The organism is Amycolatopsis sp. MtRt-6 (assembly GCF_017308975.1).
GTDB lineage: Bacteria > Actinomycetota > Actinomycetes > Mycobacteriales > Pseudonocardiaceae > Amycolatopsis.
In genome coordinates this window covers 108,312-128,862 of the sequence record NZ_JADWPD010000005.1, presented here as the reverse complement: position 1 = coordinate 128,862, position 20,551 = coordinate 108,312, and the positions used below count along the sequence as shown (strand labels likewise).

The following is a 20,551-nucleotide window of genomic DNA, read 5'->3' as shown; positions in this document are numbered from 1 at the left end:
CGTGCTCCAAAACCAGGGCGGTAGGCTGCCGCCGTGGAGATCTGGATCAACCCGGCGTGCTCGAAGTGCCGGTCCGCGGTGTCGATGCTCGACGAGGCCGGCGCGGAGTACACCGTGCGCCGCTACCTCGAGGACCCGCCGACCGTGGCGGAACTCGAAGCCGTCCTGGAGCGCCTCGGCCTCGAACCGTGGGACATCACGCGCACCGCCGAGCCCGTCGCGAAGGAACTCGGCCTCAAGACCTGGGGCCGGACGCCCGAAGACCGGCCGAAGTGGCTCGACGCGCTGGCCGCGCACCCCAAGCTCATCCAGCGCCCGATCATCACCGCCGACGACGGCACCACGGTCGTCGCCCGCGACCCCGAAACCGTGCGTTCGGTCCTTTAAGGAATCTCGTCGGTCGTCGCCAGGAGCGGGACGTCGAGGGGCACCGTCTCCGGGTACTTGATCCCGGCGCCGGTGTTGAGCACGACGACGTCTTCGCCGCCCTCGAGCCATCCGGACTCGCGAAGGTGCCGTAGCGCGGCGAAGCACGCTCCGCCTTCGGGGCAGACGAAGGTGCCCTCGTAAGAGGTCAGTTCCCGTTGCGCCGCAAGCAGTTCCTCGTCGGTGACGGCGACCGCGGTGCCGCCGGTCGCGTAGACGGCGTCGAGCACGAGGAAGTCGCCCAGCGCCTTGGGTACGGTGATGCCGAAGGCGACCGTCCGGGCGTCCGGGAACGGCGTGCTCTCCCGCTCGCCGCGCGCGAACGCCGTGACGATCGGCGCGCACCCGGTGGCCTGGACGGCGACGAGCCGGGGCAGCGGACCGGAAACCCAGCCCAGCTCCCGCATCTCCAGCAGCGCCTTGTGGATCCCGATGATGCCGACCCCGCCGCCGGTCGGGTAGAGGATGACGTCGGGCAGCCGCCAGCCGAACTGCTCGGCGATCTCGTACCCCATCGTCTTCTTGCCCTCGATGCGGTACGGCTCCTTCAGCGTCGAGACGTCCTGCACCCCGGGACGCCGCCCGGCCGCCGCCGCGACGAGCTTGCCCGCGTCCCCGATGAGACCGGCCACCCGGTACAGCTCGGCGCCGGCGGCCACGCACTCGCGCAGGGTGATCGCCGGCGCGTCGTCCGGCATCGCGACCAGGCTCGACAGCCCCGCGCGCGCCGCGTACAACGCCCACGCGGCGCCGGCGTTGCCGTTCGTCGGCATCGCGATCCCGCGCACGCCCAGCTCGGCCGCCCGCGAGACACCGACCGCGGCGCCGCGCGCCTTGAACGTGCCGGTCGGGACCAGGCCTTCGTCCTTCATCCACAGGCGTGACAGGCCCAGCTCGCGGCCGTAGCGCGGCAGCCGCAGCAACGGCGTCATGCCTTCGCCGAGGCTGACGACGTGCTCGGGCGACCGCACCGGCAGCACCTCGTGGTAGCGCCACAGCGTCGGTTCCCGCCCGGCGATCTCCTTCGGCGTCACGGCTTCGCGAACCCCGTCGAGGTCGTAGCGCGCGAGCAGCGGCGCGCCGGCCGGGGACAGGCCCTGGACGGTGTCGGCGGCCAGGCGTTCGCCGGTCCGCGAGCATTCCAGGTGGCTGAGGAACGAGTACGGCACAGAGCCGATCTTAGGTCCTAAAGTGAGCACATGGACGCGCTGCGGGTGTGCCTGTACGTCTTCGCCGGGGTCACGCTCGGCACCTGGCTGGTATCCCTGCTGACCAGGGAGTACTCCTGGGTCGACCGGATCTGGTCGATCGTGCCGGTGGCCTACGTGGGGATCTTCGCCGGCGCCGCCGGGTTCGCCGACGCGCGGCTCGACGTCATGTTCGCGCTGGTCGCGCTGTGGGGCGCCCGGCTGACGTTCAACTTCGCCCGCAAGGGCGGCTACGCGCCCGGCGGTGAAGACTACCGGTGGGCCGTGCTGCGCGCGCGGATGGCGCCGTGGCAGTTCCAGGTGTTCAACTTCTTCTTCATCTCGCTGTACCAGAACGTGATCCTGCTGCTGATCACGCTGCCGGCGCTGACCGCGCTGGAGCACCCCGGCGAGTTCGGCGTCGCGGACGTCGGCGTCGCGGTGGTGTTCGCCGCCTTCCTGGTCGGCGAGACGGTCGCCGACCAGCAGCAGTGGGCGTTCCACCGGGAGAAGCACGCGGGCCGCGCGCCGACGCGGTTCCTGCAGGCCGGGCTGTTCCGCTACTCGCGGCACCCGAACTTCTTCTTCGAGCAGGCGCAGTGGTGGGCGATCGCCGCGTTCGGCGTCGTCGCCGGCGGTCTGGAGTGGACGGTCGTCGGCGCGGTGCTGCTCACCCTGCTGTTCGTCGGCTCGACACGGTTCACCGAGAGCATCACGAAGTCCCGCTACCCCGAGTACGCGGACTACCAGCGGCGGACGTCGGCCGTGGTCCCGTGGCCGGTGCGCGGATGACGGTCGTCGCCGCCCTGCAGATCGCGACCGGTGTCCCGATCGAGCGTGTCCTGGCCTTCGAGGACGACATCCGCGGCGCCGACCTGGTCGTGCTGCCCGAGGCCGTCCTCGGCGGCTACCCGCGCGAAGAACCGTTCGTGGAGTACTTCGGCGCGTCGGTGACCGTGCCCGGCCCGGAGGTGACGGAGCTGGCCGGGCTCGCGGCGTGGACCGGCGCGACCCTGGTCGTCGGCGTCATCGAGCGCGACGGTTCGACGCTGTACAGCACGGTCGTCTTCCTCGACCCGGAGCAGGGGCTGGTGGCCAAGCACCGCAAGCTGGTCCCGACGGCCCGCGAACGCCTGGTGTGGGGCCGCGGCGACGGCTCGACGCTCCCGGTGGTCCCGACGGCGGCGGGCCGCGCCGGCGCGGCGATCTGCTGGGAGAACCACATGCCGCTGCTGCGAGCGGCGATGTACGCGAAGGGCGTCGAAATCTGGTGCGCGCCGACGGCGGACGACCGCGACGTCTGGCAGGCGTCGATGCGCCACATCGCCGACGAAGGCCGGTGTTTCGTGGTTTCGGCGTGCCCGTACGAGCCGGCGGGCGACGACCCGTTCCGCGGCGGCAGCGTGATCGTCGGCCCGCTCGGCGACGTGCTGGCGGGCCCGCTGCGCGACGGCGAAGGCCTGATCAAGGCGGAGATCGACCTGACGGAGATCGTCGCCGCGCGGCACAGCCTCGACGTCTCGGGGCACTACGCGCGGCCGGACGTGTTCTCGCTGACCGTGGACGAGCGGCCGCGGGACGGCGTCACTTTCGTGAGGTGACGCCGTCCCGCGCGCGCTCACACCGCCAGCCGGCCCCCGTCCACCGGCAGGATCGCGCCGTGGACGAAGCTCGCGTCGCCCGCCGCCAGGAACGCGATGGCCGCCGCGATCTCCTCCGGGGACGCCACGCGGCCCGCCGGGCCCGCCGCCGCCAGCCTGTCCAGGCCGTCGCCGAAGGCCGCCGTGCCCTCGGTGCGGGTCGGGCCCGGGCTGACCGCGTTGACGCGCACGCCCGACGGCCCGAACTCCGCCGCCCACGCCTTCGTCATCAGCTCGATCGCCGCCTTTGACGCGCCGTAGACCGCCATGCCCGCCATGCCGCGCAGCGCGACCATCGTGGACACGTTGACGATCGCGCCGTGCCCGCGCGCCGCCATCTCCGGCCCCACCGCGGCGACCAGGAAGAACGGCACCTTCACGTTCGTCGCGAACACCGTGTCGAAGTCCGCCTCCGGGAACTCCGCGGTCGGCCCGGTGGGGAACACGCCGGCGTTGTTGACCAGCACGTCGATCGGCCCGCCGACCTCGCGTGCCCGGTCCGCGAGGGCCCGCGCCGACGCGGCGTCCGTCAGCTCCGCCGCGACGAAGTCGGCCTTGCCACCCGCCGCGCGAATGGCTTCGACGACTTCGGCGCCGCGCCCGGCGTCCCGGCCGGACAGCACCACGTGCGCGCCGAGCCGAGCCAGCGCGACCGCCGTCGCCCGGCCGATCCCGCTCGTCCCGCCGGTCACCAGTGCCGTCGACCCGGCCAGTTCTGCAGTCATCGCCCAACTCCTCCGCAACTCCGGGGGTTTTCCCCGGTCGCAGGGTTCAAGCGAGGCCGCCGCAAGGGGCTTCCCAAACTGCGTTCGTCCCTCCTTATACCTCCGATCCGTTCCGCTGATGGTCTTCCAGCGCCGCGACGAACTCCGCGACGTCACGCCGGTGCGACGTCGCCGGCCACACGGCCCAGGTGCGCCGGACGATCGGGGTGCCGGCCAGCGGCACCCACCTGACCGTGTCCGGCAGCGGGTACGGCCACTCGGGCGGCGCGAAGGCGTACGCCCCGCCCGCGCTGACCGCCGGAATCTTGAGCTCGACGATCAGCCGCTGCTCCTCCGGCACCTCCGGGCCGACGTCGAGGCCGTGGCTGCGCAGGATCGCCGCCAGCTCGTCGTACCAGGCCGGGCTGCCCGCACGCGGGAAGGCGAACCACTCCAGGCCGGCCAGGTCCTCCAGCCGGACCGGCGAACCCAGCTTCTCGGCCAGGTCCGCGGCCAGCAGGACGCCGACGTCCTCGGTCACCACGAGGACGGCGTCCAGGTCGGGCCCGGGCGGGCGCTCGCGGACCAGCCCGACGTCCAGCTCGCCGGCCCGCAACGCGGCCACCTGCGCCACCGACGACAGGTGCCGCGCCTGCACCCGCGTGTCCGGCAGCCGCGCGAGCGCCGAAGGCAGCAGGCCGGGTGGCAGTTCCAGGGGGACGCCGACGCGCAGCACGCCGCTGCCGGGCGCGGTGTGCCGGGCCATGGCGGCGAGTGCCTGGTCGTGGCGGGCCAGCACGGCCCGGGCCTCGCCGAGCAGTGTCGTCCCGGCGTCGGTGACCTGGACGCCGGTGCTGGTGCGCACCAGCAGCCGGACGCCGAGCCGCCGTTCGAGGGCGGTGATCGTCTGGGACAGCGCCGGCTGGCTGACGTGCAGCTGCCGCGCCGCTTTCGACATCGCGCCCGCCTCGACGACCGCGACGAACGTGCGCAGCTCCCGGATCTCCATCAGCGGCCCCACCGGATCGGCAGCGACTTGAGGCCGTTCTGGAAGTTCGACCGCAGCCGCACGGGAGGCCCCGCCAGGGAAACGTGGCCGAGCAGGTCGAGCACCGCGTCGAACATGGCCCGCATCTGCACCCGCGCGAGGTGGGCGCCGAGGCAGAAGTGCGGCCCGTGGCCGAAGGTCAGGTGGTCGTTCGGGGTCCGGCCGATGTCGAAGGTGTCCGGCGAAGGGAACACCGCGGGATCCCGGTTGGCCGACGAGAACCAGACCACCACCTTGTCGCCGGCGGCAATGTCCACATCGGACAGCCGGACGTCCGATGCCGCCGTGCGCCGGAAGTGCGTCACCGGCGTCCACCACCGCAGCATCTCCTCGACCGCGGAGGGCAGCAGCGACCGGTCTTCGAGGAGCCGCCGGTATTCCGCGGGGTGGGAGAGCAGGGCGAGCAGCCCGCCGGGCAGACCGTTGCGCAGGGTTTCGTTGCCGGCCACCGAGAACAGCCAGAACAGGTTCTCGAACTCGGCGAGCGAGACGCGCCCGCCGTCTTCGCCGACGTGCCGCATCAGGTTGCTCATCACGTCGTTGCCGGGATGCGAACGCTTGTACTCGCCCAAAGCGTTCGCGTACGCGTAGAGATCCGGCATGCCCGCCCGGGTCCGCGGGTCCGGCATCGACCCGTCCGGCCCCGGTGCCGGGCGGACGGCGAGCGCCGCCCGGGCGAGGTCGCTCACCTCGGCGACGGAAACCGTCGAGCTGACCGCGTATTCGGCGTCCTGGTAGCCGATCACGCGGTTGCTCCAGTCGTACATCAGCCGCCGGTCCTGTTCCGGCACGCCGAACACCCCGGCCAGGGTGCGCAGCGGCAGGTCGGCCGCCACGGCGGCGAAGTCGCACGAACCGCGATCGGCGACCGCCGCGACCAGCTCCCGCGCCCAGCTTTCGATCTGCGACGTCAGCTTCGCGACCGCGCGCGGGGTGAACGCCTTCGTGAGCAGGCCACGCAGCCTGCCGTGCTCCGGCGGGTCCATGTTGAGCATCATCCGGCGCACGTACGCGAGATCCGCCGCGTCGCGGATCTGCGTCCCGCCCAGCTGTGAGGAGAACACTCCCGGGTCGCGCAGCACCCGCCGCACCTCGGCGTGCCCGAGCACGGCCCAGAAGTCGTCGACGCGCACCACCGGGCCGGCGCGCCGCAGCCGCGCCAGCTCGTCGTACGGGACCCCTCGCACGTAGGTGTCCGGATCGGTGATCGCCACGCGCCGACCCTAGCCGCGACCACCGACAATTTGGGAGGCTGCGCGGATGGACACGCTCAACATGCGCATCGGCGGCAAGGGCGAACCGGCCGTCCTCCTCCTGCACGGCCTCGGCGCGACCGGCGCCGTCTGGGACCACTTCTCCGTCCTGCTCGACCGGCGCGTCCTCGTGCCCGACCTGCCCGGGCACGGCCTGTCCGCGCCGCTGCCGCACTACAGCTTCCGGACGCTGGCCGCGGCGGTCGCGCGGGCGCTGCCGGACAACCGGCCGCTGGTCGTCGCCGGCCACTCGCTCGGTGGCGTGCTCGCGCTGGAGCTGGCGTCCGACCGCTACGACGTCGACGTCGCCGGCGTGCTGGCCCTGGGCGTGAAGGTCGAGTGGAGCCAGGACGACCTGAACCGCGCCGCGTCGTTCGCCGCCAAGCCGGCCCGGGTGTTCGCGACGCGGGAAGACGCCGACCAGGCCTACCTGAAGGTGTCCGGGCTGCTCGGCATCGCGCCGGCCGACCCGGCCGGGCTTCGCGAGACCGAGGGAGGTTGGCGCCTCGCGATGGACCCGGCCGCGTTCGGCCTCGGCGCGCCGGACATGCCGGCCCTGCTGGCCGGGGCGCGTTGCCCGGTGCTGCTCGCCGCGGGCGAGCACGACCCGATGAGCCGTCCGGAGCAGCTGCGGGCGCTCGACCCCGGCGCCGTCACGCTCGCCGGCCTCGGGCACAACGCCCACGTCGAGGACCCGGCCGCCGTGCGGGCCCTGCTCAAGCGCTTCGGCGTGTGACGGTCCGGGCGCAGCCGTCGTACCCCACGCGACGGCTGCTCCGCGAACCCCTCGCCACCACCGGACGCGAGAAAGCCTAGGAAAGCGCGGTGGACGAGCGCCTGTACTCGTGCTCGCCGCCGCTGTCACGGTCCGTACCTGCGGAAACGGTTATCTTCGCCGATCGGTGGTACATCTCGGGCGGCACGATCGTGATGCTGGAGAGGTACGTTCCGCTCGGGGACGCAGGAGAGGACGCCTGTGGAGGAAGGCCCGTCGTTCGCCGGATGGCTGCGGGACCGGCGTGTGCTCGCCGGCCTCACCCAGGCCCAGCTCGCCGAGCGCGCGGGGCTGAGCCTGCGCGCGGTGCGCAACGCCGAGCTCGGCAGCGTCCGGCGGCCCCGGCCGGAGACGGCCCGCAAGCTGCGGGAAGCGCTGGCCGAAGCCCCGCCGGACCCCGTGCGGATCGGCGTGCTGGGCCCGCTGACGGTGACGCGCGGCACCGAGGCCGTGGAGATCGGCGCGGAGAAGCAGCGCCTACTGCTGGCGCTGCTGGCCCTGCGGCCGAACCGGACCGTCCGGCGCGAGGACCTCGTCGACGTCATCTGGGACGAGCCGCCGCCGTCGTGCCTGGACCTGCTCCACACCTACGTGGCGCGGCTGCGGCGGGCGCTGCGGCCCGCCGACCTGATCGCCACGGACAAGGGCGGCTACCGGCTCGCGGCCGGCGAGGACGAGCTCGACCTGCTGCGTTTCGAAGCGCTCCTTGAGCGGGCCGCGCTCAAGGAAGCCCTCGAGCTCTGGCGCGGCCCGGCGCTCGCCGACGTCGAACGGCTGCGCCAGCACCCGGCCCGGCTCGCGCTGGCGATGCGACGCGCCAAGGCGGTCATGGCCTACGCCGACGTCGCCGAGCCCGAAGACGCGGCCGTGCAGCTGCGGGTGCTGACCGCCGAGGAGCCGCTGAACGAGTCCGCGCACGCCAAGCTGATGCTGGCGCTCGCCGCGTCCGGGCGCCAGGCCGCCGCGCTGGACGTCTTCGCCGAGGTGCGCCGCCGGCTGGCCGGGGAGCTCGGCCTCGAACCCGGCCCCGAGCTGCGGGCGGCCCAGCGGCAGGTGCTGCGGCAGGACTTCGCCGCGCCGGAGCCGCCGGCCCGGGTGCCCGCGCAGCTGCCCGCGGACGTCCCCGGCTTCCGCGGCCGCACCGCCCAGCTGGCCGAGCTGGACGCGTTGCTGCACCGCGACGAAGGCGACACGAGCGCGCGCATCGCCGTCCTGTCCGGCACCGGCGGGGTCGGCAAGACCGCCCTCGCCGTCCACTGGGCGCGGCGCTCGCCCGGGGAGTTCCCGGACGGCCAGCTCTACCTCGACCTGCACGGCTACGGCACGGTCCGGCCGGTCGACCCGGGCGACGCGCTGTCGGGCTTCCTGCGTGCCCTCGGCGTCCCCGGGGCGGACATCCCCGCCGAGCCGGACGAGCGTGCGGCCAAGTTCCGCACCGCGCTCACCGGACGGCGGATGCTACTGGTGCTGGACAACGCGAACGCGGTCGGGCAAGTCCGCCCGCTGCTGCCCGGCTCGCCGACCTGCCTGGTCCTGGTGACCAGCCGGGACGCGCTGCCCGGGCTGGTCGCCCGCCACGGCGCCCGGCGCGTGCTCGTCGACCTGCTCACCGAGGCCGAAGCCCGTGACCTGCTGCGCGCGCTGCTCGGCCCGCGCGTCGACGGCGAACCCGAGGCCACCGCGGCGCTGATCGGCTACGCGGCCCGGCTGCCGCTGGCCTTGCGGCTGGTCGCGGAGCTGGCGCTGAGCAGACCGGGGGAGCGGCTGGCCGATCTCGCCGCGGAACTCGCCGACGAACGGCGGCGGCTCGACCTGCTCGACGGCGGCGGCGACCCGCTGACCGCGGTCCGCGCCGTGTTCTCCTGGTCCTACCGCCACCTCGCGCCCGACGCCGCCCGCGTGTTCCGGCTCTGCGGCCTGCACCCGGGCCGCGACCTGACGCCGCCCGCGCTGGCCGCGCTCGCCGGCGTCCCGCTGCCGGAGGCCGAACGGCTGGCCGGCGCCCTGGTGCGCGCCCACCTCGCGCAGCAGACCGGCGACGACCGCGTCCAGCTGCACGACCTGCTGCGCGTCTACGCCGCCGAGCTCGCGGCCGCCGACCCTCTTGAAAGCCGCGACGCGCAGCAGCGGCTGTTCGACTTCTACGTCTCCTCGGCCGGGCAGGCCATGGACGTCGTCCTGCCGCAGGAACGGCACCTGCGGCCGCGCGTGCCCGAACCCGACGTCAAGGTGATCGACGCGCAGGCATGGCTCGAGGCCGAGCGCCGCAACCTGCTGGCGGTCGCCGCGCACGCGACGCGCCACGACTGGCCCGACCACCTGCGGCTGCTCTCCGGGATCCTGTGGCACTACCTCGACGTCGGTGGCTACCACGAGGAAGCCCTGGTGCTGCACACGCACGCGTCGGCGCTGGCGCACGACGCCGGGGACCGTGTGGCCGAGGCGGAGCCGCTCATCCTGATCGCGCTGGGCCACTGGCGCGTCGGCCGGTCGCCGGAAGCCTTGCGGTACCTGGAGGAGGCGCTTGTCCTGGCCCGGGAAACCGGCGACTGGCGCACCGAGCTCCACGCCGTCAACACCCTGGGTCTCGTCTGCCGCGCGCTGGGCCGGTTCGCCGACGGCATCCGGTACTCGACGGAAGCCCTGGACCTGGCCAGGAAGACGGGCGACCGCACCAGCGAAGGCCTGGTCCTGGTGGTGCTCGGCTGTTCCTGCCGCGGCATCGGCCGCTACGGCGAAGCGATCGGACACCTCGAAGAGGCGCTGGCACTGGCCCGCGACACCGCCGACCGCACGAGCGAGGGCTACGCGCTGGTCAACCTGGGCGACACGCTGTCGGCGCTCGGCCGGCACGACGAAGCCGCGCGGGTCCTGGACGAGGGGCTGGGGCACCTGCGCGCGATGGGCGTGCGGGTCAGCGAGGGGTACGCCCTGGGCATCCTCGGCGACGTCGAGCACGCGCGTGGCCGGTACGCCGAAGCCGCGGCACACCTGGAGCGGGCGCTGGAAATCGCGCAGGAGACCGGAAGCCCGCCCAACCGCAGCATCTCGCTGAAGCACCTGGGTGACGTGCGGCTGGCGCAGGGCCGCTACCCGGAGGCGGCCCAGCACCTGGAAGAGGCGCTGAGCCTGGCCCGGGAATGCGGCGACCGCGGCGTGGAATCCCGCGTGCTCAACAGCCTGGGCAGCCTCTCCGCCGCCCGCGGCGCCGCCGCGGAGGCGCTGCGGTACCACCGCGAAGCACTGGCCGTGGCGAAGGAAACCGGCTGCCGTCCGGAACAGGGCCGCGCCCACTGCGGGCTCGGCGAAGTCCACTATGGACTCGGGGACTCCGGAGCCGCGCGCTCGCACTGGGAGCGGGCGCTGGCCTGTTACGCCGGGGAAGGCCTGCCCGGCGCGATCCGGGTGCGGAACCACCTGACGGCCTTGGAACGCGTCTCGCGGTGATCGGGTTCGCGGCCGGCCAGGTCGTGTTCGAGCCGCTGGCGGTCGCGGTCGACGACGTCGGTGCTGCCGGCGAGCCGGGGCCTCACGGCCTGCTCCCGGTGGCCTTGAAGAACGTGTAGTGGAAGGTGCCGTCTTCGCGGGTGGTCCGGTGCAGGTCCGCGACGCCGTGGTCCCAGCGCTCCCGCGTGATCAGCCCGTGGGTGACGGCGGTTTCGCCGACGCCTTCGACCATCGCGGTGAAGGTGTCGCGGGTGAACCCGGCGACCAGATCGGGTCGCGACGCGTCGGCGTAAACCGTGCGCGGCGCGACACTGACCTCCGCGAATCCGGCGCCGGTGAGCAGCGGATAGAGGCGCCGTCCGATGAGCGCGTCGCCGCCGGCGCCGGCCTGCAGCCCGACGAGGCAGCCGATCGCGGCCTGGGCGGCCTCGCTGCGCGGGTGGAAGAACGCCGACCCGTGGTCGCCTTCGATCACCGTGATCGTGCCGCCCGGCCGCAGCAGGGTCTTCAGGTGCGCGAGGGCTTTCTCCGGCTCCGGCAGGTGTTCCAGGACGAAGCAGACGAAGACGTGGTCGTACTCGCCGTCGAGGGCGAACAGGTCGGCCTGCCGGAAATCGACGCCGCTCACGCGTTCCCGCGCCTGGGCGAGGGACGCTTCTTCGACGTCGACCGCCGTCAGGTGCGCGCCCGGGCTGCGGGCGACGAGGTGGACGGTCTGGGCGCCGACGCCGCAGCCGGCCTCCAGCACGCGGCTGCCGGCGGGGTAGGCCGTCCCGGCGTGCAGGAGTTCGGCGAGGGTGTCGGCCTGGTCGCCGAGGCGGCGGGCCTCGGGTGCGGTGTATCCGTGCACGTAAGCGGTGTCCATGGGTCCAGCGTGCTGCGACAATGGTCCGATGGACAGAGCCAAAACCACGTCCTCCGAGGGGTCCATAGGCTCGGACTTCCTCCAGCTGGACGTCCGGTCGGCGCCGCCGGGTGGGCTCGCGGACTGGCTCGCCGGGCAGCTGCGCGCCGCGGTCGCCGACGGCAGGCTCCCGGTCGGCGGCCGGTTGCCCGCGTCCCGGGTGCTGGCCGCGGACCTGCGCGTGTCGCGCGGGGTGGTGACGGAGGCCTACCAGCGGCTGATCGACGACGGCCACGCCGAGGGCCGCGGCCGGGCGGGCACGGTCATCGTGGCCGCGCCCGTGCTGCCGCCCTCGCCGTCCCCGGCTCGTCCGGCCTGGAACGTGATCACGCCCGTGCCCGGTGCGGAGGTCTTCGACGCGGTCCGCGCGGCCCCGGCCCGGATCGACCTCACACCGGGCGTCCCGGACCTGACGGCGTTCCCGCGGGCGGCGTGGCTGAAGGCGGAGCGGGCGGTGCTGGACGAGCTGGAGCCGTCCCATTTCGGCTATGGCGACCCGCGGGGCGCGCCGTCGATGCGGCTGGCGGTGTCGCGCTGGCTGGCGCGCAACCGCGGGATCCGCGTGGATCCGGGCGAGATCATCGTGGTGGCGGGGGTGGCGCAGGCGCTGACGTTGCTGGGGGAGGTGCTGCGGCAGCACGGCGTCTCCGCGGTGGCCGTCGAGGACCCGGGTTCGCTCGGTGCCCGCCAGCACCTGCACCACTGCGGCCTGGAAACCCCGCCGGTCCCGGTCGACGACGACGGCGTGCGGGTCGCCGCGTTGGAGGCTCCGGCGGTGCTGCTGACGCCGGCCCACCAGTTCCCGACGGGCGTGGTCCTGGGCGGCGGGCGTCGCCGGGAGCTGCTGCGCTGGGCGGCCGGCGGCGGAATCGTCATCGAGGACGACTACGACGCCGAGCACCGCTACGACCGGGCGCCGGTGCCCGCGGTGCGGTCGATGCTGCCGGAGGTGTGCTACATGGGCAGCGTGTCGAAGCTGCTGGCGCCGGCGTTGCGCGTGGGCTGGCTGCTGGCGCCGCCGCGGTTCTTCCCGGATCTCGTGGCCGCCAAGCGGTTCGCCGACCTGGGGAACCCGGTGCTGGCCCAGCTGGTGCTGGCCAGGTTGATGGAGACGGGCGAGCTGGAGCGGCAGCTGAGGGCGGTGCGGGGGCGGCACCGCCGTCGCCGGGACGCGATGATCCGGGCGCTGGCTGCCGAGCTGCCGTCGGCGGTCGTCCACGGCGCGGCGGCGGGCCTGCACCTGACGGTGACTTTCGACGCGGACGTGGACGACGTCGCGGTGGCGGCGGCCGCGTTGGCGGAGGGCGTGAAGGTCCAGCCGTTGTCGTGGCACCGGCAGCGTCCGGGACGGCCGGGCCTGGTGCTGGGGTATGCGGCGCGGACGGCGACGGAGATCGAGGCGGGCGTGGCGGTACTGGGACACCTGTTAAAGAGTCCACAAAGGACGTTCAAGCGGATGTGACCACGCTCTCCCATGCGTTTCGCGCTGTTGGTTGCCATACGCAAGCAAGTTGCTTAGCCTAGCTAAGGGACTGGCGAGCAGAAGGGCTGCACAGTGGCGGAACGCCGGACGTATTCGATCGCGGAACTGGGGCCGCGGTACAAGTGGATCGCGCTGTCCAACACGACGCTGGGCATGCTGATCGCCACGATCAACTCCTCGATCGTGCTGATCGCGCTGCCCGACATCTTCAAGGGCATCGGCATCAACCCCCTGGAACCGGCCAACACGAGCTACCTGCTGTGGATGATCATGGGCTTTCTCGTGGTCACCGCGGTGCTCGTGGTGAGCTTCGGCAGGCTCGGCGACATGTACGGCCGCGCGAGGATGTACAACCTCGGCTTCGCGGTGTTCACGGTTTCGTCGATCATGCTGGCCATCACGTGGTTCGACGGCGACGCGGCCGCGTTGTGGCTGATCGGCTGGCGGATCGTGCAGGGCGTCGGCGGCGCCTTCCTGATGGCGAACTCCTCGGCGATCCTCACCGACGCCTTCCCGGCCAACCAGCGCGGGCTCGCGCTCGGCATGAACGGCGTCGCGGCGATCGCGGGCTCGTTCCTCGGCCTGGTCGTCGGCGGCGTGCTCGCGCCGGTCGACTGGAACCTGATCTTCCTCGTGTCGGTGCCGTTCGGCGTGATCGGCACGGTCTGGGCGTACCTCAAGCTGCACGACACCGGCGTCCGCAAGCACGCGCGGATGGACTGGTGGGGCAACATCACCTTCGCGGTCGGCCTGATCGCGGTGCTGATCGGCATCACCTACGGCATCCAGCCGTACGGCTCGTCGCCGACCGGCTGGGGCAGCCCGTTCGTGCTGAGCTGCCTGATCGGCGGGATCGCGGTGCTGGTGGCGTTCGTGATCATCGAGTCGAAGGTGGACAACCCGCTGTTCCGCATGTCGCTGTTCCGGATCCGTTCGTTCACCTGGGGCAACGTCGCGAACCTGACGGCGTCGCTCGGCCGCGGCGGGCTGCAGTTCATCCTGATCATCTGGCTGCAGGGCATCTGGCTGCCCCAGCACGGCTACACGTTCGAGCAGACACCGCTGTGGGCGGGCATCTACATGCTCCCGATGACGATCGGCTTCCTGGTGTCGGCGCCGGCGTCGGGCGTCCTGTCCGACCGCATCGGCAGCCGCCTCCTCGCCTCCGGCGGCCTGTTCATCACGGCGGTGACGTTCCTGCTGCTGATCCTCCTGCCGGTGAACTTCGACTACTGGGCGTTCGCGACGATCCTGTTGCTGAACGGAATCGGCATGGGCATGTTCGCCTCCCCGAACCGCGCGGAGGTGATGAACAGCCTCCCGGCGGACGCCCGAGGTTCCGGCGCGGGCATGATGACAACGTTCCAGAACGCGGCGATGGTCCTGTCCATCGGCTTCTTCTTCAGCTTGATCATCGCGGGCCTGTCGTCGAGCCTGCCGTCCACGATGAGCGCGGGCCTGATCGAACACGGCGTTCCCGCGGCGTCGGCGGCGCAGATCGCCAACCTCCCGGCGGTGGCGGTGCTGTTCGCGGCATTCCTGGGCTACAACCCGATCCAGCAGCTCCTGGGCGGTCAGCTGTCGTCGCTCCCGCCGGACCAGGCGTCGTTCCTGACGGGCCGCAGCTTCTTCCCGAACCTGATTTCGGGCCCGTTCCAGTCGGGTTTGGCGGTGGCGTTCGGCTTCGCGATCGTGGTGTGCCTGATCGGCGCGGTGGCGTCGTTGCTGACAAAGGACGCCCGCCCGGCGGACGCCGAGTCGGCGGGCGAGGAACTGGCCGCGGTGGCCGGGGAGTCGAGCGGCGGGCCGAGCGAATTGGTGTCGCCTTCCAGGGAACGCTGAAGGTAGTTTCGGAAGCCGGGTGCCGGATGGAGGACCGCATCGTCGTCTTCGGCTCGGACGGTGGCGGAGCCTTGTTCGCGCTGAGCGAGAGTGGCCGCGGCGTCTATCGAATGGCCGACGGATCGTTCGTCGGGCGAGGGGCGCCGTGCGACGGAGGAGATGTCACCGTTGTCGCCCCGGACATCGGAGGGTTCTGGGATTTTCTGTGTGACGAACTGCGCGCTCAACTGAACGGATTCGGGGAAGCCGGGTGAATGGACTCGCGGGCCGCGAGGTCGATCGCGTCGACTGGTCGGCCTTGCCGGTGATGGGGGACCGTTCGAGTGAGGTTCCGGCGAGCCTGGTCGGACTTCTCGGCGCGACTACCCGAGAAGAAGCGAAATCCTGCTACTGGCGCCTCGAGAACGTGGTGGTGGTCCAAGGGCAGTTGTTCGAGGCGGCGCCTGCCGTGGTCTCGGTTCTGATGGCCGCACTTTCGGAAGGCGTCTCGAAGGCTGCCAAGCTGGAAGTCTTGGAATTGCTTTTCCAGCTGGTCTCCGGTGAGTCCGACCGTGAAGCGCGGGCGCGGGGCAACGAGGTGCTGGGGGATCAGTGCCGGGAGCGGGCCCGCGAAGGTCTGTGGACCCGCTACGCGGAGTTCGGCGGCGAGTACGAACCGGAGGCCCGGGACATTCTCGAACGCATCGAAACGAATCCGGAGCGGCTGGCGACCTGGCGGTAGGTCTACCAGCCGACCGTGGCTCGCTGGATCTTCACCGGCTTCGCCGGCGCCCCGTCCAGCGGCCCATTCGGATCGGTAGGAATGATCCCGTCCGCCACCATCCGATCAAGAGCCGACATCCCCCGAACCACCCGCCCCATCACGGAGTAGTTCGCCGGGATGTTCGCGAACGAGTGCACGATGAAGAACTCCGACCCATTCGTCCCCGGCCCCTGGTTCCCCATCGCAATAGTCCCCCGCGGGTACGTCTCGGAACCCGAGACCTCGTCCGGGAAGCGATACCCCGGCCCACCCTTCTCCACCTCATAGATGTCCCCACACTGAAGAACACCAAGCCGCGAAGAGTTGGTCAGCCGCCAGCACTGGGACCGGTCATAGAACCGCTGCAGAACCAGCGAAACCATGTTGTGCACCGCACAAGGCGCAGCCCCACCACGATCCAGCCGCACGGTCACCGGTCCGTAGTTGAACCGGAACGTCACATCGACAGTCCCGCGGGTCAACGCGAAAGGCAACGGACGCACCACCGGCCGCGCAGCCGGGTTGTCCGGGGTGGGCGTGAACTCGCACCGGACCAGCGGCGCCGACGCCGAGGCCGGTGCCGGAGCCGCCACCAGGGCACCCAAAACGGACAACACAGCCAGTCCCCAGCGCAGCTTCATGCCGGGGACGTTAGCGAAAAACCGACTACTTGCGCCAGGCCGTGCGCTGCTTGCGGATGTCCAGCACCAGCAGCAGCACGAGGAACGCCGACAGGCCGATGAGCCACACGTTCTCGGTGTTGTTCTCGTGGTTGCCCTTGATCATCACCAGCAGGATGATCGCGCTGACCCAGCCGGCGATGCGGGTGGCCTTCGGGAACGAGCCGTGCCAGCCCCAGGCCGCGGACGGCTCGTCGCGCGGGTCGACCTCGGGCCGCCTCTTCTCGACCGCCTTGCCTGCCACGATGAACTCCTCAAACCCCGTGAACCTCGGACCCGCCGATGATCCCACACCTCCGGGTGCGCCGCGGAGACGGCCCGCGCGACAATGACCGGCGATGACTACCTCGCGAAGCGTTCTCGTGCTCGGCTCGACCGGGTCCATCGGTGTGCAGGCCCTCGACGTCGCCGCGCGCAACCCGCACCTGTTCCGGGTGGCCGGGATCGCCGCCGGTGGGGCCGATCCGGCCGCGCTCGCCGCGCAGGCCATCGCCCACGGGGTCGAGGCCGTCGCCGTGACCAAGGCCACGGCCGCCGAAGACGTGCAGCTCGCGCTGTACGCCGAGGCGCAGAAGCGGGGGTACGCCCAGGGCGAGTTCAAGCTCCCGCGGCTCTTCGCCGGCTCCGACGCCGTCACCGAACTGATCGACTCGGTGAAAACGGACACCGTTCTCAACGCGCTCCCCGGCTCCCGGGGCCTCGAGCCGACGCTCAAGGCGCTCGCCACCGGCGCCACCCTCGCCCTCGCGAACAAGGAGTCCCTGATCGCCGGTGGGCCGCTCGTGCTCGCCGCCGCCAAGCCCGGTCAGCTGGTCCCGGTCGACTCCGAGCACTCCGCCATCGCGCAGGCGCTGCGGGCCGGGAAAGAAAACGAAGTCGCGCGGCTCGTCCTCACCGCTTCCGGCGGCCCGTTCCGCGGCCGCAAGCGCGCGGAGCTGGCCGGCGTCACCGTCGAGCAGGCGATGGCGCACCCCACCTGGTCCATGGGCCCGCTCATCACGATCAACTCCGCCACCCTGGTCAACAAGGGCCTCGAGCTGATCGAGGCGGCCCTCCTCTTCGACATCGCGCCGGAAAAGATCGACGTCACCGTGCACCCGCAGTCGATCGTTCACTCGATGGTGACCTTCACCGACGGCTCGACGATCGCCCAGGCCAGCCCGCCCGACATGCGGCTGCCGATCGCGCTCGCGCTGCACTGGCCCGACCGCGTTCCCGGCGCCGCCTCCGCCTGCACCTGGGACACCGCCGCGACCTGGACGTTCGAGCCGCTGGACAACGAGGCGTTCCCCTCGGTCGAGCTGGCCCGCCACTGCGGCAGCGCAGGCGGCTGCCTGCCCGCGGTCTACAACGCCGCGAACGAGGAGCTCGTGTCCGCCTTCCTCGCGCAGAACACCAGCTTCACGTCGATAGTGGACACTGTTTCCGAGGTGGTGGGAGCCGCCGACGAATGGCGTCGCGAACCGCGTGACGTCGAAGACGTTCTCGCCGCCGAGCGCTGGGCTCGCGCGCGGGCCGGTTCGATCATCGAGGGGAAGTAGCGGGTGCTCGCCTACATCATCGGTGTGGTGCTCTTCGCGCTGGGGATCTGCGTCTCCGTCGCACTGCACGAAGCAGGCCACATGCTCACCGCGAAGGCCTTCGGCATGAAGGTCCGCCGGTACTTCGTGGGCTTCGGGCCCACGGTGTTCTCCTGGCGCCGCGGTGAGACCGAGTACGGCCTGAAGTGGATCCCGCTCGGCGGGTTCTGCGACATCGCCGGCATGACCGCGCTCGACGAGGTCACCCCGGACGAGGCGCCGCGCGCGATGTGGCGGTTCAAGACCTGGAAGCGCACCGTCGTGATGTCGGCCGGGTCGATCACCCACTTCATCCTGGGCTTCGTGGTCCTCTACCTGATGGCCGTGACCATGGGCCTGCCGAACCTGGCGGCCGCCGACCCGGTCCAGCCGGTGCTGGCCTCGACCTCCTGCGCCGTCTCGACGACGACGAAGGAACAGGCCGCAAACTCCACCTGCCCGCCGGGGGCGCTGACGCCGGCGAAGACGGCCGGGCTGCAGGCCGGCGACAAGGTTCTCGCGGTCGGCGGGAAGCCGGTCGCGTCCTGGGAGGAGATGCTCACCGCCGTGCAGGCCACCAGCGGCCGGACGGTGTTCGAGGTGCAGCGCGGCAACCAGCAGCTCTGGCTCGTCGTCGACGTGCCGAAGGTGCAGCGCTGGTCCCCCTCCGGGGTCAAGGAGGTCGGGATGATCGGCGCCTCGCCCCAGCCGCCGTCGGTGACCACGCAGTACGGCCCGGTCGCCGCGATCGGCGCCACGTTCAGCTTCACCGGTACGATGTTCGCCGAGACGGCGCAGCGGCTCATCGAGTTCCCGGAGCGCATCCCCGCCGTCGTCACCGCGATCTTCGGCGGCGAACGCGACCCGAACACGCCGGTCAGCGTCGTCGGCGCGAGCCGGATCGGCGGCGAGGCCGTCGAGCAGGGCATCTGGGTGCTGTTCTTCTTCCTGCTGGCCAGCCTGAACTTCTTCATCGGCGTGTTCAACCTGCTGCCGCTGCTGCCGCTGGACGGCGGGCACATCGCGGTGGTCTGGTACGAGCGCGTCCGCGACTGGATCCGGGCCCGGCGGGGCAAGGCGGCCGCCGGTCCCGTCGACTACACGAAGCTGTCCGGCATCACCATGGTCCTGGTGCTCATCGGCGGCGCGGTGACGCTACTCACGGTGACCGCCGACATCGTCAACCCGATCCGGATCGGCCCATGAGGTTCCACGGTGGGGTGGCGGCCCGCCGGCGGCCGCTCACCCCGGCCGTAATGTTGCTCACCGTGACGGTTGACATGGTGAAGGCGGCCCGGTAGGGCTAGGTACGCTGGACGTCGTGACCGTCGCACTCGGTATGCCAGCCCTGCCCCCGCCCGTTCTCTCCGAGCGCCGCAAGACCCGCCAGCTCCAGGTGGGTCCGGTCGGTGTCGGCAGCGACCACCCGATCTCCGTCCAGTCGATGACGACGACGCTCACCTCCGACGTCAATGCGACCCTGCAGCAGATCGCCGAGCTGACCGCCGCGGGCTGCGACATCGTCCGCGTGGCGTGCCCGTCGGCCGACGACGCCGAGGCGCTGCCCGCGATCGCGCGCAAGTCGCAGATCCCGGTGATCGCCGACATCCACTTCCAGCCGAAGTACGTCTTCGCGGCGATCGAGGCCGGCTGCGCGGCGGTGCGCGTCAACCCCGGCAACATCCGGAAGTTCGACGACCAGGTCAAGGAGATCGCGCAGGCCGCGAAGGACCACGGCACGCCGATCCGGATCGGCGTCAACGCCGGCTCGCTCGACAAGCGGATCATGGACAAGTACGGCAAGGCGACGCCGGAGGCGCTGGCCGAGTCGGCGCTGTGGGAGGCGTCGCTGTTCGCCGAGCACGACTTCCACGACATCAAGATCTCGGTGAAGCACAACGACCCGGTGGTCATGGTGCGCGCCTACGAGATCCTCGCCGAGCAGTGCGACTACCCGCTGCACCTCGGCGTGACCGAGGCCGGCCCGGCGTTCCAGGGCACGATCAAGTCGGCCGTCGCGTTCGGCGCGCTGCTGCGCCAGGGCATCGGCGACACGATCCGCGTCTCGCTGTCCGCGCCGCCGGTCGAAGAGGTCAAGGTCGGCATCCAGATCCTGCAGTCGCTGAACCTCAAGCAGCGCAAGCTGGAGATCGTGTCGTGCCCGTCGTGCGGGCGCGCGCAGGTCGACGTCTACACGCTCGCCGAGCAGGTCACCGCCGGGCTCGAGGGCATGGAGATCCCGCTGCGCGTGGCCGTCATGGGCTGCGTCGTGAACGGCCCCGGCGAGGCCCGCGAGGCCGACCTGGGAGTGGCGTCGGGCAACGGCAAGGGCCAGATCTTCGTCAAGGGCGAGGTCATCAAGACCGTGCCCGAGCACGCGATCGTCGAGACGCTCATCGAAGAGGCCATGCGCATCGCCGAAGAGGCCGGCGAGTCCCTCGGCGAGGGTGCGCCGGTGGTCACCGCCGGCTGAGTTCTTCCGCCGAAGCCCTCCTCACCGGCCGGTGAGGAGGGCTTCGGCGCGTTTCAGCCCTGGAGGTGGTGCTGGGCGGCGTCGCGGATCTGCAGGCGGACGTTCTCCAGCGCGGCCGCGACCTCGTCGATCTGCTGGGAAGCGAGCTGGATGGCGCCCTGGATCGCGGTCGCGGTGGACGTCTCCCCGAGCAGGCCCAGCACCTGGGCCTGGAGGTCTTCGAGGTCGCTCTTCGTGGCGAGCGCGATGCCGGTCGGCACCTGGTCGGCGAGCAGCTCCAGCTGCTGCGCCTGCTCCTGGATCGTCATCGGGTGGTTCCTTCCGCGGTGGGGACGCACGTCCGTGTTATCAGACCCGGAAACTGTCGGTGGTGACGATTACGCTGGCA

20 protein-coding genes are annotated in these 20,551 nt (G+C 71.8%); 12 read left to right on the top strand and 8 right to left on the bottom strand.

Annotation, left to right across the window (positions count from 1 at the left end; genetic code table 11):
* The first annotated feature begins 33 nt into the window (after positions 1-33).
* Positions 34-387: an arsenate reductase family protein gene (locus tag I4Q55_RS11225; protein ID WP_206786766.1), complete on the top strand. Its 354-nt coding sequence runs from the start codon at positions 34-36 to the stop codon at positions 385-387.
* Here the strand turns inward: I4Q55_RS11225 and I4Q55_RS11220 are convergent.
* Positions 384-1,595 carry a threonine synthase gene (locus tag I4Q55_RS11220; protein WP_206786765.1) on the bottom strand — a complete coding sequence of 404 codons (1,212 nt, stop codon included), beginning with the start codon at positions 1,593-1,595 and terminating at the stop codon, positions 384-386. The two genes, I4Q55_RS11225 and I4Q55_RS11220, sit on opposite strands and share 4 nt — an antisense overlap.
* A 30-nt stretch (positions 1,596-1,625) precedes the next feature.
* Here I4Q55_RS11220 and I4Q55_RS11215 point away from each other — a divergent pair, with 30 nt between their 5' ends.
* Both I4Q55_RS11215 and I4Q55_RS11210 read left to right on the top strand, forming a co-directional pair.
* Complete coding sequence (locus I4Q55_RS11215) at positions 1,626-2,405, top strand: DUF1295 domain-containing protein (RefSeq protein ID WP_206786762.1); 780 nt, start codon at positions 1,626-1,628, stop codon at positions 2,403-2,405.
* Entirely contained in the window at positions 2,402-3,214 is an 813-nt protein-coding gene (locus tag I4Q55_RS11210) for a carbon-nitrogen hydrolase family protein (protein ID WP_242545744.1), read from the top strand. Before I4Q55_RS11215 ends, I4Q55_RS11210 begins: the two co-directional genes overlap by 4 nt.
* 17 nt (positions 3,215-3,231) lie before the next feature.
* Here I4Q55_RS11210 and I4Q55_RS11205 read toward each other — a convergent pair whose 3' ends face one another.
* The 3 genes from I4Q55_RS11205 to I4Q55_RS11195 form a co-directional block, all read right to left on the bottom strand.
* Positions 3,232-3,978: an SDR family NAD(P)-dependent oxidoreductase gene (locus I4Q55_RS11205; protein ID WP_206786759.1), complete on the bottom strand. Its 747-nt coding sequence runs from the start codon at positions 3,976-3,978 to the stop codon at positions 3,232-3,234.
* Between the two features lie 94 nt (positions 3,979-4,072).
* Positions 4,073-4,966 (bottom strand): LysR family transcriptional regulator, encoded by an 894-nt coding sequence (locus I4Q55_RS11200; protein WP_242545743.1) that lies wholly within the window; start codon positions 4,964-4,966, stop codon positions 4,073-4,075.
* Positions 4,966-6,219, bottom strand: coding sequence for a cytochrome P450 (locus I4Q55_RS11195; protein ID WP_206786755.1), 1,254 nt, complete (start codon positions 6,217-6,219; stop codon positions 4,966-4,968). The genes I4Q55_RS11200 and I4Q55_RS11195 overlap by 1 nt, the downstream gene beginning before the upstream one ends.
* 46 nt (positions 6,220-6,265) lie before the next feature.
* Here I4Q55_RS11195 and I4Q55_RS11190 point away from each other — a divergent pair, with 46 nt between their 5' ends.
* The gene (locus tag I4Q55_RS11190; RefSeq protein ID WP_206786753.1) at positions 6,266-6,994 is read left to right on the top strand and encodes an alpha/beta fold hydrolase; all 729 of its coding nucleotides are present in this window, start codon (positions 6,266-6,268) and stop codon (positions 6,992-6,994) included.
* A 240-nt stretch (positions 6,995-7,234) separates the two neighbouring features.
* Complete coding sequence (locus tag I4Q55_RS11185; RefSeq protein WP_206786751.1) at positions 7,235-10,480, top strand: tetratricopeptide repeat protein; 3,246 nt, start codon at positions 7,235-7,237, stop codon at positions 10,478-10,480.
* Positions 10,481-10,562: 82 nt separating this feature from the next.
* Here the strand turns inward: I4Q55_RS11185 and I4Q55_RS11180 are convergent, their stop codons facing one another.
* Positions 10,563-11,345 (bottom strand): L-histidine N(alpha)-methyltransferase, encoded by a 783-nt coding sequence (locus I4Q55_RS11180; protein WP_206786749.1) that lies wholly within the window; start codon positions 11,343-11,345, stop codon positions 10,563-10,565.
* Between the two features lie 28 nt (positions 11,346-11,373).
* On the opposite strand from I4Q55_RS11180, the gene I4Q55_RS11175 reads away from it, so the two are divergent.
* From I4Q55_RS11175 to I4Q55_RS11160, 4 genes are all read left to right on the top strand, one after another.
* Positions 11,374-12,846 (top strand): PLP-dependent aminotransferase family protein, encoded by a 1,473-nt coding sequence (locus I4Q55_RS11175; protein ID WP_206786747.1) that lies wholly within the window; start codon positions 11,374-11,376, stop codon positions 12,844-12,846.
* A 93-nt stretch (positions 12,847-12,939) separates the two neighbouring features.
* Positions 12,940-14,709 carry an MFS transporter gene (locus I4Q55_RS11170; protein ID WP_206786745.1) on the top strand — a complete coding sequence of 590 codons (1,770 nt, stop codon included), beginning with the start codon at positions 12,940-12,942 and terminating at the stop codon, positions 14,707-14,709.
* 26 nt (positions 14,710-14,735) lie between these two features.
* Positions 14,736-14,963, top strand: a complete 228-nt coding sequence (locus I4Q55_RS11165; protein ID WP_206786744.1) for a hypothetical protein — start codon at positions 14,736-14,738, stop codon at positions 14,961-14,963.
* Positions 14,960-15,430 carry a hypothetical protein gene (locus I4Q55_RS11160; RefSeq protein WP_206786742.1) on the top strand — a complete coding sequence of 157 codons (471 nt, stop codon included), beginning with the start codon at positions 14,960-14,962 and terminating at the stop codon, positions 15,428-15,430. The genes I4Q55_RS11165 and I4Q55_RS11160 overlap by 4 nt, the downstream gene beginning before the upstream one ends.
* Before the next feature lie 2 nt (positions 15,431-15,432).
* Here I4Q55_RS11160 and I4Q55_RS11155 read toward each other — a convergent pair whose 3' ends face one another.
* Together I4Q55_RS11155 and I4Q55_RS11150 are read right to left on the bottom strand one after the other, a co-directional pair.
* A complete protein-coding gene (locus tag I4Q55_RS11155; protein ID WP_206786739.1) occupies positions 15,433-16,092 on the bottom strand; it encodes a peptidylprolyl isomerase in 660 nt (219 codons plus the stop codon).
* A 25-nt stretch (positions 16,093-16,117) separates the two neighbouring features.
* Complete coding sequence (locus I4Q55_RS11150; RefSeq protein ID WP_206786737.1) at positions 16,118-16,375, bottom strand: DUF2631 domain-containing protein; 258 nt, start codon at positions 16,373-16,375, stop codon at positions 16,118-16,120.
* A gap of 94 nt (positions 16,376-16,469) precedes the next feature.
* Here I4Q55_RS11150 and dxr point away from each other — a divergent pair, with 94 nt between their 5' ends.
* The 3 genes from dxr (at position 16,470) to ispG (ending at position 20,163) form a co-directional block, all read left to right on the top strand.
* Positions 16,470-17,672 carry a 1-deoxy-D-xylulose-5-phosphate reductoisomerase gene (gene dxr, locus I4Q55_RS11145; protein WP_206786735.1) on the top strand — a complete coding sequence of 401 codons (1,203 nt, stop codon included), beginning with the start codon at positions 16,470-16,472 and terminating at the stop codon, positions 17,670-17,672.
* A 3-nt stretch (positions 17,673-17,675) separates the two neighbouring features.
* A complete protein-coding gene (locus I4Q55_RS11140) occupies positions 17,676-18,896 on the top strand; it encodes an RIP metalloprotease (protein WP_206786733.1) in 1,221 nt (406 codons plus the stop codon).
* Positions 18,897-19,011: 115 nt separating this feature from the next.
* Entirely contained in the window at positions 19,012-20,163 is a 1,152-nt protein-coding gene (gene ispG, locus I4Q55_RS11135) for a flavodoxin-dependent (E)-4-hydroxy-3-methylbut-2-enyl-diphosphate synthase (protein ID WP_167384597.1), read from the top strand.
* 53 nt (positions 20,164-20,216) lie between these two features.
* Here the strand turns inward: ispG and I4Q55_RS11130 are convergent, their stop codons facing one another.
* Positions 20,217-20,471, bottom strand: coding sequence for a hypothetical protein (locus I4Q55_RS11130; RefSeq protein ID WP_003057586.1), 255 nt, complete (start codon positions 20,469-20,471; stop codon positions 20,217-20,219).
* Between the last annotated feature and the right edge of the window lie 80 nt (positions 20,472-20,551).

Coding starts and splice junctions, on each gene's coding strand:
- I4Q55_RS11155 (WP_206786739.1), bottom strand. CDS start 16,092: ATGAAGCTGCGCTGGGGACTGGCTGTGTTGTCCGTTTTGGGTGCCCTG.
- I4Q55_RS11210 (WP_242545744.1), top strand. CDS start 2,402: ATGACGGTCGTCGCCGCCCTGCAGATCGCGACCGGTGTCCCGATCGAG.
- I4Q55_RS11200 (WP_242545743.1), bottom strand. CDS start 4,966: ATGGAGATCCGGGAGCTGCGCACGTTCGTCGCGGTCGTCGAGGCGGGC.
- I4Q55_RS11190 (WP_206786753.1), top strand. CDS start 6,266: ATGGACACGCTCAACATGCGCATCGGCGGCAAGGGCGAACCGGCCGTC.
- I4Q55_RS11215 (WP_206786762.1), top strand. CDS start 1,626: ATGGACGCGCTGCGGGTGTGCCTGTACGTCTTCGCCGGGGTCACGCTC.
- I4Q55_RS11175 (WP_206786747.1), top strand. CDS start 11,374: ATGGACAGAGCCAAAACCACGTCCTCCGAGGGGTCCATAGGCTCGGAC.
- I4Q55_RS11180 (WP_206786749.1), bottom strand. CDS start 11,345: ATGGACACCGCTTACGTGCACGGATACACCGCACCCGAGGCCCGCCGC.
- I4Q55_RS11205 (WP_206786759.1), bottom strand. CDS start 3,978: ATGACTGCAGAACTGGCCGGGTCGACGGCACTGGTGACCGGCGGGACG.
- I4Q55_RS11165 (WP_206786744.1), top strand. CDS start 14,736: ATGGAGGACCGCATCGTCGTCTTCGGCTCGGACGGTGGCGGAGCCTTG.
- dxr (WP_206786735.1), top strand. CDS start 16,470: ATGACTACCTCGCGAAGCGTTCTCGTGCTCGGCTCGACCGGGTCCATC.
- I4Q55_RS11130 (WP_003057586.1), bottom strand. CDS start 20,471: ATGACGATCCAGGAGCAGGCGCAGCAGCTGGAGCTGCTCGCCGACCAG.